Origin of the sequence: Candidatus Mycoplasma haematohominis, from assembly GCF_902712995.1 — a bacterium.
Classification (GTDB): domain Bacteria; phylum Bacillota_I; class Bacilli_A; order Mycoplasmatales; family Mycoplasmoidaceae; genus Eperythrozoon_B; species Eperythrozoon_B haematohominis.
Genome location: NZ_CACTIB010000004.1, coordinates 1 through 14,847 on the forward strand (window position 1 = coordinate 1; position 14,847 = coordinate 14,847).

A 14,847-nucleotide genomic window follows, 5' to 3' on the forward strand; every position below is an offset into this window, starting at 1 on the left:
AATTAAACCTAGATAACCCAGATCTTTACGAACAAGTTCAAAAATAGAAAACATAACTTCTGTTTTGCAAATAAACAGGTGTTAGATTAATCATGACAACATTATCTAAATCATTAACAGCAGGAGGCGTAGGTCTAGGAATTGCAGGTTCTGTAGCTACCTATCAATTAACTAAAAGCAATTCTGAAGAATCAAAACAACAAGTAAACACAGATGAAGATAATGAAAATGCCAGTCAAGATAGTTTACAACCTAAAGCAAAAGAAGCTCCACAAGAAGAACATAAAGCTCAAGCTGAACAACCAAGCGCTCCTGCTCAAAGAGGAACTTCTATTGCTGATATGAGAGTTAGTTTTTTCGATAGAACAATAGACAACAGACATTTAGAAAAAGAACCGATTAAATTTAAACCTATAAAAGGAAAAGATAGGCCAGACTGAATAAGTACATCAAGAAATGAAAGAGGAATCTGTAAAGATGATGATGGTTCTAGATGTGAATGAAGTGATTTCTTAAAAGCTAAAGTGCCTAAGGGAGAGAAAGAAAAATTAAGAAATTCCGCTACAAATCATGCAGAAAAAAAGTGTAAAGAAATCAAAGGTAAATTATCAAACGATCCAGAAAACAATCAGCAAGGATGAACAATATGTACTTACTCAGAAGGAGTAGAAAGCAAAACTACTGGTTTCTACGAATTAAATCTAGACAACGAAGATCTATATCAAAAAGATAAATAAAACAACATGATCACAACAACTAAGTCAACAATAGCAGGAACAACTACAGTATTAGGAGCAGGAGCAGCCGTAACTGCCTATCAGCTAACCAAAGATAACTCTCAAGATTCAACTGAAAAAATAGAAGCTTCTAAGAGTAATGAAAATAAAAATATTGATAACAAACCTAAACAAGAATTAGATAAACAACCAAAAGAAGTTGCAGTTGAAGACAAACAAAAATCTGAAGAAAAATTTGATATTTTCGACATAAGAAATAAATTCGGACCACAAAAAGAAAGCAAAATAAAACCAATTGAATTTAAACCTCTACCCGGAAAAGTTAGACCTGATTGAATAGATACATCAGGAAAAGACAAAGGAATATGTGCAACAAACAAAGATGAAAGTAAATGCGAATGAAGTGATCTACTAAGAGCCAGAGTTCCTAAAGAGAAGAGAGAACAATTAGAAAGATCTGCTCAAGATCATGCTGCAAGTAAATGTAGTTCTATTCACGGAAAAATGGAAGACGATACAAACTCAAATCCAAAGGGATGAATAACATGTACTTATTCAGAAAGTCTGTATGAAAAATCAGCCAATCTGTACGACTTAAACCTAGATAATGAAGCTCTATATTCAGAATAACAATAAATAAAAAATCAATTTACCCTCTATTCCTTTTTAGAAACTAAATAAGAAATAAAAATATATAGATGACAAAGTTATTAGACTGATCAGATCTTAAAAAATATCATGGCCATACTAACTAAATTAACGTAGTTTTCTTATTATTTCAGAATTGATTATTTCTAAAAACTATCCCTGTGTCATAAAGGTCTTCATTTCATAGAGAAGATCCAAATTCCTTTACCTGAGAAAGAAGAGCATTTATTCTGGACTGTAGACTTTTCTTTATATCTTTCTTGTTTTGAGATACATGATCATTAACAACAATATATTTATCTACATTAGTCAGATAGTCATATAGGTTAGTCTTTTTAAATTGATAAGGATAGTAATCCGGAGGAATCTGTAAGCTAAGTAGCAAGTCAGCTTGGCCATTGTAATTGACCATAATCTTGTACTCAACAGTAGATCCAGTTCCTCCAAAGATACCTATAGAAGAAGCTGAAGGAACTGCGATCTTGAGTATGGTTTTCTTATTTATTAAAAGTGAACTAAAAGGGAAATCCAAAAATACAAAGAAAAAACTCTTTAAATATTTAAATTAGTGCGAAATAAAAATTTATATAAATAAAGAGTTTGTTAATTGGGTTTAGATATGCAAATAGAACTGAAAGCTATTCAATAATTGAAGATGGTTTTGTACATTGTGATTATATCTTTATTTATAAGAACTTAAAAGATATATAAAACTAAAGTTGAATAAAGGATTTCAAAAAAATGAAATTAGACTTACTCAGCAAATAAACTCATTTTTCCCAGGATTTTAAAATTAGAAGTTTACTAGTATGAATAGTTTTTATATAGCCAAGAAAAATCTAAAAACTGCAGGAAGACTTGACATAGTCTGTGTTATCTGCTGAAGTATTCTTATATTTATATTTGCTGTATATCACTTTGCTTTTCTATTAAGAAATGGCCAATATCATACATTAAAAGATGGTTCAAACACATCTGGAGAAGGTACATCAGTACACACTTACTTAAGCACTTATGTAGCTTCAAAAGGATACAGTGAACTATTCAACGTAAAAATAATCGATTTCATAATATTTAGACTAACCCTTTGAAGCATAGTTCTTATACTATTCATAATTTCTGTTGCTGCCTTTATAGGAAAAGTATTATTGGGTTTATTTTCCTTAGTTAAATTCTTTAAAGCTAAAAGTATTCAACATATATATGCCGCATTAGCTGTTATGTTTTTCCCAGGATTAGGAGGAATTATTGCTATCAATACATACAAAGCAACAACAAGTAGATTGGCTCCTAAATATATTGCTTCTAATTCATCTATTAGATTTAAGTTAAGAGGTATGTGAAACAACTTCTCTAATAGTGATACTTTCTCTCCCGAAATTAGAAATAAAAAGAACTTAATTAGTAAATTAGAAAATGTCTAGTTACATAGGTGTTAACAGTAGACAAGACTTAGAGCTAGAACAGTACTTTGGAAAAATCAAAGCTACTTGTGCCAGAAAAATAATAGTCACTCTATTTGACCTTATCTATATATGTACAGTAAACCTACCTATCTTTGTTATGTTTGCTTACTTTGAACCAAAGGAAGGAATAATTCAGGCATTCCATGATCTAGTAGACAGAGAAAAGACAATTCCAGCTTGAAGATGCCTTCTCTTCTCTCTATGAATGTTCTTTTGCTGTTACATCTACTTTGTACTAATACCATCAAAAACTAGATACCAAACATTCTTCTCAAGTCACTTGGGAATGAAAGCTGTTACTCTAGATGACAGCCTTAACTGAAGAGGTAAATTAACTCAAGGACAACTATTCAGAGCTAACTTTATTCCTGTTTTAATTCTTCCTCTATTAAGTGCTTTATTCTTCTTTGGTGCTTGGATTACTAATGACAATAATTGATGAAGTCAATTGGTTCAAAATCAAGATAACCCAATAACTAACTTCAATGCAAGAAGATCATGAATCTACGGAATGAGAATAATTGTCGCAATTGTTTTCTTCCTGCAAATCCATCATTTATTCACAGTTGGAGCAAGCAAAAGAGCTTTAAATTGATTCACTAAAAGCAACAGAATAATCTATGTGAATGTAGAAAGAGCTCTTGTAATAATGAGCACAGAAGACTCAGCTCTTCCTACTGAAGAAACATTAGGAGAAAGAATCATAATTCCAAAAGAAGAAGAAGCAGAGTTAGAAGCAGAAGCTGCTCAGGCAGAAAACCCACAACTTGAATACTACGAAACAATCAATTTTGCGGAAGAAATAGAAATGGATAACGATGCCTTCTTAGAAAAAATCAAACTAGAAGAACAAGGAAGTTTAGAAGAAGGTGAGCAGGAAGCTAAATAAAGAACAGTTAGAAGCAATAAAAGCGCCTAAAAAGCCTATACTTGTCATAGCCGGCGCAGGAACAGGAAAAACAACAGTTTTAATATCAAGAGTAATCGAACTTATAGAAACAGGAATAGAACCCAGAAAAGTATTAGTTATCACCTTTACCAACAAAGCAAGAGATGAAATAGTAGGAAGAATTAGAGAAGAAATAGGTTCAGAAAAAGTTCCCTCAAATATATTCACCTTTCACGCTTTCTTCCACAAGCTATTAAAGAAAGATATGGAAAAAGTAAATCCCTATCTAAGAGACTTCAAACTATTAGATGAGAGTGACCAAAAGGGGATAATAAGAAGGCTAATAAAAGAACTATTAATAGAAAACCTAGAGACCAAAATAGCCTCTACAGCAATAAGCCTTCTAAAGATCAACAACTATGACCTATCAGACAAAGTCTATCTAAATCAAATAGTAAAGACATACAAACTAGATAGAGAAGATATAGAAACCCTATACAAGAAATATATAGAAGAACTAACTGTAAACAAATTTCTAGACTATGACGATCTAGAAGTCTACACACTTAAAGCACTAAATATTCCAGAAGTAAGAGACTACTGAAAGAACTGATTTAATGCTGTTCTAATTGATGAGTTCCAGGACACAAGTACCATCCAAATGGAAATCATCAAAAAAATAGTAGATAAATCTAATGGAAATATATTCTGTGTAGGAGATCCAGATCAATCTATCTACGGCTTCCGAGGAGCTAAACCAAAAGTATGCAGTGAATTCCTAGAGTACTTCGACAACTCAATATGCATAAAACTAGAAGAAAACTACAGGTCAACTAAAAACATACTTCAACTAGCTAACCACATAATTAACAAAAATCAACATGAACTATCCAAAAACCTATGAACCAGAAATTCTGAAGGGAACAAGATTAAATGCACTAAATTCAGAACAGATTGAGATGAAATAGAGTGAGTATTAAACGAAATAACAACTATAAGAGCAATCAACCCTAACTCATCCTTAAGGGACTTCGTAATTCTCTATAGAAACAACTCAATCGCAAAACTATTCGAAATTGCCCTAAAGAAAAAAAATATAGATTATGCAGTAACTAACTCAGTAGAGTTCTTCTCCAGAATAGAAATCAAATTTATAGTTGCTTTTCTAAGGCTCTTATTTTTCTGTGATGAACCAGGAAGTGCCATATACATAAAACCAATAAATGATGCTGTACCAATGGGCATAGGAGATTCATCTAGCTCAACTTTTCATAATTTCTTAAGTGAAAACAAATACTCATTCATGCAAGGAATAGAAAACATAGATGAATGCACAGCAATAAACACTAAATCTAAAAAAGCAATACTTCGTCTAGGAGAAATAATAGAAGAGCTAAAAGAATCTAGAAATAAAAGTCTACATCTAATAATTCAAGAGATAATCAAGAAAACAAATTACGAGGAATACGTAATAAACAAAAAAGAGGAAGGAAGGCTAGAAAACTTAAGACAATTTGGAACAGCTATATCAGAAAACTTAGAAGGAAAAACAAATAGGGAAATAGTTGAAGAGATCTCTCTAAGAGCCAAAGAAGTTAAGAGAAACAAGACAGATGATTTCCTTCTATTAAGTACAGTACATCAAGCCAAAGGTCTTGAATACAAGTATGTATTCCTAGTAAAAATGAGTCACACAGTCTTCCCTTCATTCCTAAGCAAAAGTCCAGAGGATACAGAAGAAGAAAGAAGATTAGCCTATGTAGCTATTACCAGAGCCAAAGAGAAATTGTATATGTCCTGTTCTCCAGTAATAATAAGATCATTAGATAAACCGAGTACAAAAGAATCTATATTCATGGATGAAGCAAAAGAATTAAGCAATATAGTTGAATTTATAGATAGATCCTATTCTTTCGCAATCTACAACAAAAAATAATTTTTTTCAATTACAACTGCTCATAAATATACGAGCATAGGGAAAATTAATCTCCAATTTCAAGAATCTATAAATTATTCTTCGCTTTAATGGTTAAATAATTATTGAAACATTTAATATAAAATTTAAATTGCTTTCTCTATCGCGGGGTGGAGCAGTTTGGTTAGCTCGTCAGGCTCATAATCTGAAGGTCGTAGGTTCAAATCCTACCCCCGCTACCATTATTTAGGGCTTTTAGTGTAGAGACCTAACACACCACACTGTCACTGTGGAGATCACGGGTTTGAATCCCGTAAGGCCCGCCATGATCGGCTTTATAGCTCAGTTGGTAGAGCAACGGTCTGAAGAACCGTGTGTCGGTGGTTCGAATCCGCCTAAAGCCACCATTAAAAGTTAAAATCACAATTAAACATGCCTAAATTAAAGTTCAGACTGAAGTGTAGTGATTGTTCAAGAATAGGATATTTGTCCAGAAAAAATCCTAAGAATAATCCTGACAAAATAGAACTTAAGAAATATTGCAAGTGATGTAAAAAATCTTGCTTGCATAAAGAAACTAAAGTTAAATAGTCCCCTAAAAAACGAAAATCTGCTACTTTGATAACGCTTCCTCTTCAAGGAGAAGTAAGTATTTCTGTGATGAATACAAAAGGGTTTTTGGTAAGGCTAGAGATCTAGAAACAACTGTCAAGCTATTCAGAAGAGCAGAAAAAAGAATAGCTAAGCTGTTTGGAATAACTAAAAGTGATGAACTTTATGTTACATTCCTACCAAATGCGACATATGCAATAAATGAAATTGCCTATTCTCTTACACCAAATCAATCATTAATAGAACCAGAAAAAATACAAAAACAAATATATTTAAGTGATGCGGAACATGCTTCTAATCATCTAATATGGCTTAAATTAGCTGAAAAACCAATCGAATATTTACCCCTAAAAGATTTTCAAAATTGAAAATTACCGGATACTCCCTCTATATTCTCATTCTCTCTACTCTCTAATCTAGAAGGAATAGAAGTTAATCCTTGAGATGTAGACAGAAAATTTAAAGAGCAAAATCACATATGCATTGTTGATGCTTCACAATACATGCAACATGAAATTCCAAGCCTTAAAAACTCATCAATAGACTATTTCTTTTTTACAGCCCACAAATTTTTTGGTCCAAATGGAATAGGGGTTATCTGCTCTAAATTACCAACAGATATAGGAATCAATCAATACAACTGCGAACAAAAATTAAAAACCTATCTACTAGATCTAGATGCTCTAGAAGCCTGAATCAAGTGTCTAAACGTAATAGAAGAATTGTTTATAAGTGGTTTTATAAGTAGAGAAGTAGAGAGATTACATAAATACTTTGTAGAAAACTTCCCAAAAAAAAATGAGTATGTAGAACTGGTAAATCCTGAGTCTAAGTACTGTATTTTCCTAATAAGAGTAAAAGATCCAAACATTTCATGTCATGACTACTGTCACTATCTAGAAAAATTTGGAATAATCACTAGATCCGGTAACTGCTGTTCATGGCTATCTCAAGAAAGATACGACGTAAACAAAATTTTTAGAGTGTCTTTGAGCGCTTTCAATCTAGTGGAAGAGATAGATAGATTCTTCTATGCCATAAATAATTTTTCACCTTCACTATGTCTTTAGTGTTATAATTTTTTACGTTAATATACAAAGACCTCATGAAAAAAATCGCAATCAACGGATTTGGAAGAATTGGTAGACTAGCTTTCAGAGAATTAATTAAAAAAAGTGATGTTCAAGTTCTAGCTATTAACGATTTAACAGATTGCAAAACTTTAGCTCATTTGCTTAAATATGACTCAGCTCATGGTACTTTAACAGATTGAGATATTTCTTGCGAAGGGGATAAGTTGGTTCTGAGACAAGAAGGGAGAACAATTGAAGTTAAAGTTTTTGCAGAAAGAGATCCTGCAAACTTACCTTGACAAGCTCTTTCAATTGATTGTGTAATTGAAAGTACAGGTAGATTCACAGATAAAGATTCAGCTTCTTCTCATATCAAAGCTGGTGCTAAAAAAGTAGTTATCTCAGCTCCTGCTAAGGGTGATCTTAAAACTATCGTTTACAACGTTAACCATAACGTTCTTGAGGCAAGTGATCAAATTATCTCAGCCGCTTCATGTACAACTAACGCTTTAGCTCCTGTTGTAAGTATTCTTCATGAAAAATTTGGAGTTGCTTCTGGATTCATGACAACAATTCATGCTTACACAGCTGACCAAAGACTACAAGACTCTCCTCACTCAGATTTAAGAAGAGCAAGAGCTGCTACTTTCTCAATTATTCCTACTTCTACTGGTGCTGCTGCTGCTATTGGTAAAGTAATTCCTGAATTAAATGGTAAATTAGATGGAGTTGCTCACAGAGTGCCTGTTATTACTGGTTCTTTAGTTGATCTAACAGTAAGACTAGAAAAAGCTGCTACAGCTGATCAAATTAACGATGCAATTAAAAAAGGTGCAAGTGAAACTCTTTGCTACGAAGCAGCTCCTATTGTTTCAGCAGATATTATCTGTCACACAGCAGCTTCAATTTTTGACTCTCTATTAACTAAAGTATTGCCTACTGGTGAAGTAAAAATTTACACATGATACGATAACGAATCTTCATATGTAAATCAACTAGTGAGAACAGTTTGCTACTTCTCCGGCCTGTAATCCCTAAGTGTCTATTTCATACAAAAATAAGAAAACTTTAGGAGACCTAAATTTAACACAATACAAGAAAGCTGTTGTTAGATTAGATCTAAACGTTCCTATAGATAAAAAAACTCTTGCTATTACTGATAAACACAGAATAACTCAAGCTCTTCCTACAGTTAAAAAACTACTAGATAGCAAATTAAAAGTAATTATTCTTAGCCATATTTCAAGAATCAAAAGCTTAGATGACATCAAGTCAGGTGCTAAGTCAATGAGTATTGTTGCTAAAGAATTACAAAATCAACTTTCAGATAAGAAAGTAGTATTTATTCCTTCCTTTGATAATTTTGAAGAAGTAAGAGGTGCTATTAACAATCAACCAGAAGCAGATGTGTATGTTCTAGAAAACACTAGATATTACGATATCGATACTTCTGGAAATATTGTTAAAAGAGAATCTAAAAATGATCCTGATTTAGCTAAGTTCTGAGCATCTTTAGGAGATGTATTTATAAATGATGCTTTTGGTACTTGCCATAGATCACATGCTTCTAATGTAGGTATTGCTGGTTTCTTGCCTTCAGCTATTGGTTTATTAGTTGAAAAAGAACTTCAATTCCTATCAAAAGCAGTTGAATCTAATGATCATCCTAAAGTATTGATACTAGGTGGTAGTAAAGTTTCAGACAAATTGAAATTAATAAATGCTATTACTCCTCAAGTAGATAGAGTATTGGTTGGTGGAGGTATGGTTTATACATTCTTAAAAGCTATGGGTAAACCAGTTGGTAAATCTATTGTTGAGGAAGACATGATTGAAGAATGTAAAGATATGTTGAATAAGTACAAAGATAAGCTTGTTCTTCCTGTTGATCATTTAGTTGCTCCGGTATTCCAAGATATTCCTGGAGAAGTTAAAGGCGTTGATGAGGCTGGATGAGATGATCAAATGGCTCTAGATATTGGCCCTGAGTCAGCAAATATTTATGCTTCTAAATTAGATGATGCGAGAGTAGTTATCTGAAATGGCCCAATGGGAGTATTTGAATTTGATAATTTTGCATCAGGAACTGCTGTTATTGCTCTTAAATTGGCTGAAATAACTAAAAAAGGTGCATACACTGTTATTGGTGGTGGTGATTCTGCTGCTGCAGTTCTTAAATTTGATTTAAGTTCTCAAATGAGTTTTATTTCTACAGGTGGTGGAGCTTCTCTAACTTTCTTTGAAGGAGCTCCAATGCCAGGAATTGAATGTATCTCAGATAAATAAATTCTTGTTATAAAGAATCTATCTGTACATAATAATCTCTCCCCAATTTTTAAGTTGATTGAGTTGTCTGCACGCTAATAAACCTTAATAAGGCTTTATAATTCAAATTGTCTATGAAATATTTTGATTTACAAGCTTTTGCTTCCAAAAAAGGGGTTGGTTCTACAAAAAACGGTAGAGATTCTAGACCTAAATATAGAGGTGCAAAACTAGCTGATGGCCAGTTTGCTAATGCAGGTCAAATTATCTACAGACAAAAAGGTAACTTAATATATCCAGGATTTGGAGTAGGTCAAGGAAATGATTTCACACTATTTGCTGTTAAATCAGGAATAGTCAAATACAAGAAATGAGGTAAAGATAAGAAAAGAGTAATAATAGAGGAAGTATTATCAGAACATGGCAGAAGTTAAAAGACCTAAGAAAAGAGTAGCTAAATTAGAGCTAATCGGAGGACAAGCAAAACCAGGGCCAGCGCTAGCTTCTCTAGGTATAAACATGGGTCAATTCACTAAAGATTTCAATGAAAAAACTAAAGAAAGAAATGGTGAAGTAATACCTGTAGTGTTTACTATTCTCCCTAATAAATCCTTCACCTTTGAACTAAAAACAACACCTGTTCCAATTCTCCTTAAAAAAGCTTTGAATATAGAAAAAGGAGCTTCTAACCAAAAAACTCCAATAGGTAAATTAAGTAGAGCAAAGTTAAGAGAAATGGCTGAATACAAAATGAAAGATACCAATGCAGCAAGTATAGAAGCTATGGAAAAGATGATAATTGGTACTGCAAAACAAATGGGAATTGAATTAGAGAATGAGTAAAACAAAATACACTATATCTTCAGCTATAGACATGCTGAGCGAAGTAAAAGAAAGAAAATTTAAAGAAACTGTTGAAATAGCTGTAAAGCTGAATCTAAATACTAAAAAACCAGAACATAATTTCAAAGACCTTTGTGTATTGCCTCATTCACTTGACAAAAAAAGCAAAATATTGGTTGTTGATGATTCTCTTTCAAATGAAGAAATAAAAGCTCTTGATGTTGATTACTGCGGAGGAAAAGAAATTATTGAACAGATAAAAGAAGGTTGAGTTGATTTCGATGTTGTATTAACAACAGCAAAAATGATGCCTATGTTTTCTAAACTAGGGAAAATACTTGGGCCTAGAAACTTAATGCCTTCCCCTAAACTAGGAACTGTAGTTACTGATATTAAAAAAGCAGTTGCTGAATTCAAAAAAGGAAAAGTATCGATTAAGAATGACTCATTCGGTAATGTTCACTTTGTAATAGGAAAAAGAGACTTCCCTAAAGAAAAATTAATAGAGAACTTTAACTTTGCTATAGATCTAATTAAGAATAAGAAACCTAAGACTTTAAAAGGTAAATATATAGAAAAAGTTTTCTTGACTACTACAATGGGACCTTCATTTTCTATAGACATAACAACAATTTAGTTGCTTAAATTAAAAGATCTTGCATTAAAAGAGAATTTGCAAGGTCATGTTTGGAATCTCCAATAGTAATCTCGGTTTCTTCTTATTATTCTGTTTAAGCTGTACTGGAAGCATCCTATTAGCTAAACATTTAACTAGTTCAGGTAGTAGTCCACAACACAGACAAATAACTTCAAAGACCTCAAATATAACTATCAAACCCTATGTACCTGAAACTAAAGAAACAGATCTTGTTCCTAGTTCACAATAAATACGTAATTAATGCTTGACTTTCATTGCTTTTATGAACTTAAATGTATATAGTTAAATTAAATATAGATAAATACTGATAGACTTACTTGTAAACATGTCAACACTAGCTAAAGCAGCTACAGGCTCCCTAATAATCGGTTCCGGAATTGGTGTAACTGCTCATCAATTGAGCGGAAAAACTGCTGAACCACAAGAAAACACTTCTTTAAATGAAGGTTTAAATAACACAAATATATCTGAAACATCTACAGAAATTAAAACTCCAGTTTTAGAAGAAGAAAAATTAGAAGAAGCAAGTCCTGCTCCTGCTGCAGTTGAATCTAAATCTACTGAAACAAAAAGAGATAACTCTTTCTTCATAAACAACACTTTCGGATGAAGAACAAGTGTAAGAACGCCAAAAGATAAAGATCCAGTTGTATTTAAAGGTTTATATGGAAAAAACAGAATTGATTGGCTGGATACAACATCAAACCCTAGAGGTATTTGTAAAGGTGATAATGGTTCTAAATGCGAATGGAGCGGATTCTTAAGAGCAAAAGTTCCTGTGGGTCAAAAAGCAAGATTAGAACAATCAGCTAGAGATCATGCTTACAAAAAATGTCGTGAAATTGGAGGAGGTCTTTCTGATAGTGGTGAAGGATATCCAAAAGATTGAAAAACATGTACTTACTATGAAGGATACAACAGAGAAACTGCAGGATTCTATGAATTAAACCTAGATAACCCAGATCTTTACGAACAAGTTCAAAAATAGAAAACATAACTTCTGTTTTGCAAATAAACAGGTGTTAGATTAATCATGACAACATTATCTAAATCATTAACAGCAGGAGGTGTAGGGCTAGGAATTGCAGGTTCTGTAACTACCTATCAATTAACTAAAAGCAATTCTGAAGAATCAAAACAACAAGTAAACACAGATGAAGGTAATGAATATGCCGATCAAGATAATTTACAATCTAAAGCAAAAGAAGCTCCACAAGAAGGACATAAAGCTCAAGATAAACAACCTGCTGAACAACCAAGTTCTCCTGTTCCAACAGGAACTTCTATTTCTGATATAAAAGCTAGATTCTTTAATATAGATCCAAACAAAAGACCTTTAGAAAAAGAACCGATTGAATTTAAAGCTCTAGAAGGAAGAGATAGGCCAGACTGAATAAGTACATCAGGAAAAGAAAGAGGAGTATGTGCAAATGACAACGACGACAAATGTGAATGAAGTGATTTCTTAAAAGCTAAAGTGCCTAAAGGAGAGAAAGAAAAATTAAGAAACTCCGCTATAAATCATGCACATAAAAAATGTGAATCTATAAATGGTAGATTGTCAAACGATCCAGAAAACAATCAAAAAGGATGAACAATATGTACTTACTCAGAAGGAGTAGAAAGCAAAACTACTGGTTTCTACGAATTAAATCTAGACAACGAAGATCTGTATCAAAAATAAATAAAGCGCCATGACCACAACAACTAAGTCAGCAATAGCAGGAACAACTACAGTGTTAGGAGTAGGAACAGCCGTAACTGCCTATCAGCTAACCAAAGATAACTCTAACGATTCAACTGAAAAAATAGAAGCTTCTAAAAATAATGAAAATAAAAATATTAATAACAAACCTAAACAAGAATTAGATAAGCAACCAAAAAAAGTTACAGTTGAAGGCAAACAAGAAGAAAAACCAAACAACATCTTTGATATAAAGCATAAATTCACTCGCAGAGAAAGCAGCATAAAGCCAATTGAATTTAAAGCTCTAGAAGGAAAAGGTAAACCTAAATGAATAGATACTACAAATCATCCTCAAGGTATATGCGCAACAGACAATAATGAAAGTGAATGCGAATGAAGTGATCTACTAAGAGCCAGAGTTCCTAAAGAGAAGAGAGAACAATTAGAAAGATCTGCTCAAGATCACGCTACTAAAAAATGTTCATCTATTAAAGGAACAATGAAAGACGATACAAACTCAAATCCAAAGGGATGAATAACATGTACTTATTCAGAAAATCTATATGTAAAATCAGCCAGCCTATACGACTTAAACCTAGATAATGAAGCTCTATATTCAGAATAACAATAAATAAAAAATCAATTTATCCTCTATTACTTTTTAGAAACTAAATAAGAAATAAAAATATATAGATGACAAAGTTATTAGACTGATCAGATCTTAAAAAATATCATGGCCATACTAACTAAATTAACAATTGGTTTGTTAACCCTAATAATTGGAACAGCTATCACTGCTCATCAGCTGACAAATAACAATTATGTTTCAGAACAACCAGCTATAACAAAAAAAATAGATTTAGAAATAACACAAGAAGAATTAGAACCAGATCCAATAGAACAAACTTCAGAAGATGACTCTGATACCAAAGAAACTAAATCTCAAAGACCAAGAGAAGGTTCAACCATAGATAAAAGTACCTTTTTCTTTAGACCAAACCACACTGTTGAAAAACAACCAATCAAATTTCAACCTATAGAAGGAAAAAAGAGACCTACTTGACTAGATCAACTAAATAACACTAAAGGAAGTTGTCAAGATAACAATACATGTGAATGAAGTGCTTTATTAAAAGCGCATGTGCCTGCAAATAAAAAAGACTTCCTAGAAAAATCAGCTATTGCTCATGCATATAAAAAATGTGAAGAAATAAAAGGAGTAATTTCTAATAGTAATGAAAGATATCCAACCGGATGAAAATCATGTACTTACTCTGATCTATCAAGAACTGAAGAAGCTACTTTCTATGAGTTAAATCTAGACAATCAAGATCTTTACGAGTAATTTAATAAGTAATTAATGCTTATGCTGCTGCCGCAGCAGCTGCTGGTGTTCCTGTTCCAGGAGTTGTTGTGCCACCAGTAGAACTTCCACTTACTTGATCAGTTGACTGTGATGAATCAACTACTGTTCCAGCTTCTCCTGTACTTCCTTGACCTGCAGATCCTGCGGCACTACCTTTTCCTGATGTATCTTGCGCATCTCCCTTACCTGTAGATTGACCTGCTTGATCTCCTGTATTTAAAGTTGCTGTATTAGCTGTGTTTGAAGTTCCGGGATTATCTGCTTGTCCATCTCTAAGAGTTGGATTCTTAACTTCCTCAGTTGAACTATCCTTTTTAAAAGCTTGATAAACTGCAAAAGAGGTAGCCCCTACTGCTGCTGTTCCGCCTACGACTCCTGCACCGACTGCTACTGGGGATGCCATAATTAATATTTGTCTTTAATAATAACTAAATCCTAAAAATCTAGTATTTATTTAACTACTTTTAGGAATTACACAAACTTCACTGAAGATCTGTCAATCTGAATTAGCTTTAAGAGTAGTTTTTGTTCACGCTTTACCGTCTTTATCAGTTTTCTTTTTAGTTACCTTGCATCAGGCTTTAGTGAAAGTTGAAATTTCGCCAGATTTCTCGAGAGCAGTATTGGAAGCGGTAAATGCCACTCCTGTTGGCTTAGTCTTGTTTGTTCCATCTGTAAGTGTCATAAC

Annotated in this window: 20 protein-coding genes and 3 tRNA genes; 20 read left to right on the forward strand and 3 right to left on the reverse strand. The window is 32.8% G+C overall.

What is annotated here, in order from left to right:
• Positions 1-92 precede the first annotated feature (92 nt).
• Positions 93-737: a hypothetical protein gene (locus H6411_RS00090; protein ID WP_216082622.1), complete on the forward strand. Its 645-nt coding sequence runs from the start codon at positions 93-95 to the stop codon at positions 735-737.
• A 6-nt stretch (positions 738-743) separates the two neighbouring features.
• Positions 744-1,367: a hypothetical protein gene (locus H6411_RS00095; protein WP_216082623.1), complete on the forward strand. Its 624-nt coding sequence runs from the start codon at positions 744-746 to the stop codon at positions 1,365-1,367.
• Between the two features lie 121 nt (positions 1,368-1,488).
• Here H6411_RS00095 and H6411_RS00100 read toward each other — a convergent pair whose 3' ends face one another.
• Positions 1,489-1,917, reverse strand: a complete 429-nt coding sequence (locus H6411_RS00100) for a hypothetical protein (protein WP_439647229.1) — start codon at positions 1,915-1,917, stop codon at positions 1,489-1,491.
• Positions 1,918-2,194: 277 nt separating this feature from the next.
• On the opposite strand from H6411_RS00100, the gene H6411_RS00105 reads away from it, so the two are divergent.
• The 18 genes from H6411_RS00105 to H6411_RS00195 all read left to right on the forward strand — a co-directional run bounded on the left by H6411_RS00105 (position 2,195) and on the right by H6411_RS00195 (position 14,138).
• On the forward strand, positions 2,195-2,809 hold the full coding sequence (locus tag H6411_RS00105) for a hypothetical protein (RefSeq protein WP_216082624.1): 615 nt from the start codon (positions 2,195-2,197) through the stop codon (positions 2,807-2,809).
• Positions 2,802-3,740 (forward strand): hypothetical protein, encoded by a 939-nt coding sequence (locus tag H6411_RS00110; RefSeq protein WP_216082625.1) that lies wholly within the window; start codon positions 2,802-2,804, stop codon positions 3,738-3,740. The genes H6411_RS00105 and H6411_RS00110 overlap by 8 nt, the downstream gene beginning before the upstream one ends.
• Positions 3,721-5,676 (forward strand): ATP-dependent helicase, encoded by a 1,956-nt coding sequence (locus H6411_RS00115; RefSeq protein ID WP_216082626.1) that lies wholly within the window; start codon positions 3,721-3,723, stop codon positions 5,674-5,676. The genes H6411_RS00110 and H6411_RS00115 overlap by 20 nt, the downstream gene beginning before the upstream one ends.
• Before the next feature lie 143 nt (positions 5,677-5,819).
• Positions 5,820-5,897, forward strand: a tRNA-Met gene (locus H6411_RS00120).
• A 7-nt stretch (positions 5,898-5,904) separates the two neighbouring features.
• Positions 5,905-5,981: transfer RNA gene (locus H6411_RS00125), tRNA-Asp, on the forward strand.
• A 5-nt stretch (positions 5,982-5,986) separates the two neighbouring features.
• Positions 5,987-6,062: transfer RNA gene (locus H6411_RS00130), tRNA-Phe, on the forward strand.
• Between the two features lie 25 nt (positions 6,063-6,087).
• Complete coding sequence (gene rpmG, locus H6411_RS00135; RefSeq protein ID WP_216082627.1) at positions 6,088-6,246, forward strand: 50S ribosomal protein L33; 159 nt, start codon at positions 6,088-6,090, stop codon at positions 6,244-6,246.
• 17 nt (positions 6,247-6,263) lie between these two features.
• A complete protein-coding gene (locus H6411_RS05840; RefSeq protein ID WP_246307705.1) occupies positions 6,264-7,337 on the forward strand; it encodes an aminotransferase class V-fold PLP-dependent enzyme in 1,074 nt (357 codons plus the stop codon).
• Positions 7,338-7,372: 35 nt separating this feature from the next.
• Positions 7,373-8,371, forward strand: coding sequence for a type I glyceraldehyde-3-phosphate dehydrogenase (gene gap / locus H6411_RS00150; protein ID WP_216082630.1), 999 nt, complete (start codon positions 7,373-7,375; stop codon positions 8,369-8,371).
• A 13-nt stretch (positions 8,372-8,384) separates the two neighbouring features.
• Positions 8,385-9,626 (forward strand): phosphoglycerate kinase, encoded by a 1,242-nt coding sequence (locus H6411_RS00155; protein ID WP_216082724.1) that lies wholly within the window; start codon positions 8,385-8,387, stop codon positions 9,624-9,626.
• Positions 9,627-9,739: 113 nt separating this feature from the next.
• Positions 9,740-10,039 (forward strand): 50S ribosomal protein L27, encoded by a 300-nt coding sequence (gene rpmA, locus H6411_RS00160; protein ID WP_216082631.1) that lies wholly within the window; start codon positions 9,740-9,742, stop codon positions 10,037-10,039.
• Positions 10,026-10,448 carry a 50S ribosomal protein L11 gene (rplK, locus tag H6411_RS00165; protein ID WP_216082632.1) on the forward strand — a complete coding sequence of 141 codons (423 nt, stop codon included), beginning with the start codon at positions 10,026-10,028 and terminating at the stop codon, positions 10,446-10,448. Before rpmA ends, rplK begins: the two co-directional genes overlap by 14 nt.
• Positions 10,441-11,085 (forward strand): 50S ribosomal protein L1, encoded by a 645-nt coding sequence (gene rplA / locus H6411_RS00170; RefSeq protein ID WP_216082633.1) that lies wholly within the window; start codon positions 10,441-10,443, stop codon positions 11,083-11,085. The genes rplK and rplA overlap by 8 nt, the downstream gene beginning before the upstream one ends.
• A gap of 46 nt (positions 11,086-11,131) precedes the next feature.
• On the forward strand, positions 11,132-11,335 hold the full coding sequence (locus tag H6411_RS00175) for a hypothetical protein (protein WP_216082634.1): 204 nt from the start codon (positions 11,132-11,134) through the stop codon (positions 11,333-11,335).
• Between the two features lie 96 nt (positions 11,336-11,431).
• Positions 11,432-12,094, forward strand: a complete 663-nt coding sequence (locus tag H6411_RS00180; protein ID WP_216082635.1) for a hypothetical protein — start codon at positions 11,432-11,434, stop codon at positions 12,092-12,094.
• Between the two features lie 45 nt (positions 12,095-12,139).
• Positions 12,140-12,790 (forward strand): hypothetical protein, encoded by a 651-nt coding sequence (locus tag H6411_RS00185; protein ID WP_216082636.1) that lies wholly within the window; start codon positions 12,140-12,142, stop codon positions 12,788-12,790.
• A 10-nt stretch (positions 12,791-12,800) separates the two neighbouring features.
• Complete coding sequence (locus H6411_RS00190) at positions 12,801-13,418, forward strand: hypothetical protein (RefSeq protein ID WP_216082637.1); 618 nt, start codon at positions 12,801-12,803, stop codon at positions 13,416-13,418.
• 108 nt (positions 13,419-13,526) lie between these two features.
• On the forward strand, positions 13,527-14,138 hold the full coding sequence (locus H6411_RS00195; protein ID WP_216082638.1) for a hypothetical protein: 612 nt from the start codon (positions 13,527-13,529) through the stop codon (positions 14,136-14,138).
• Between the two features lie 19 nt (positions 14,139-14,157).
• Here the strand turns inward: H6411_RS00195 and H6411_RS00200 are convergent, their stop codons facing one another.
• A complete protein-coding gene (locus tag H6411_RS00200) occupies positions 14,158-14,562 on the reverse strand; it encodes a hypothetical protein (RefSeq protein ID WP_216082639.1) in 405 nt (134 codons plus the stop codon).
• A 51-nt stretch (positions 14,563-14,613) separates the two neighbouring features.
• The gene (locus H6411_RS00205; protein WP_216082640.1) at positions 14,614-14,844 is read right to left on the reverse strand and encodes a hypothetical protein; all 231 of its coding nucleotides are present in this window, start codon (positions 14,842-14,844) and stop codon (positions 14,614-14,616) included.
• Positions 14,845-14,847 lie beyond the last annotated feature (3 nt).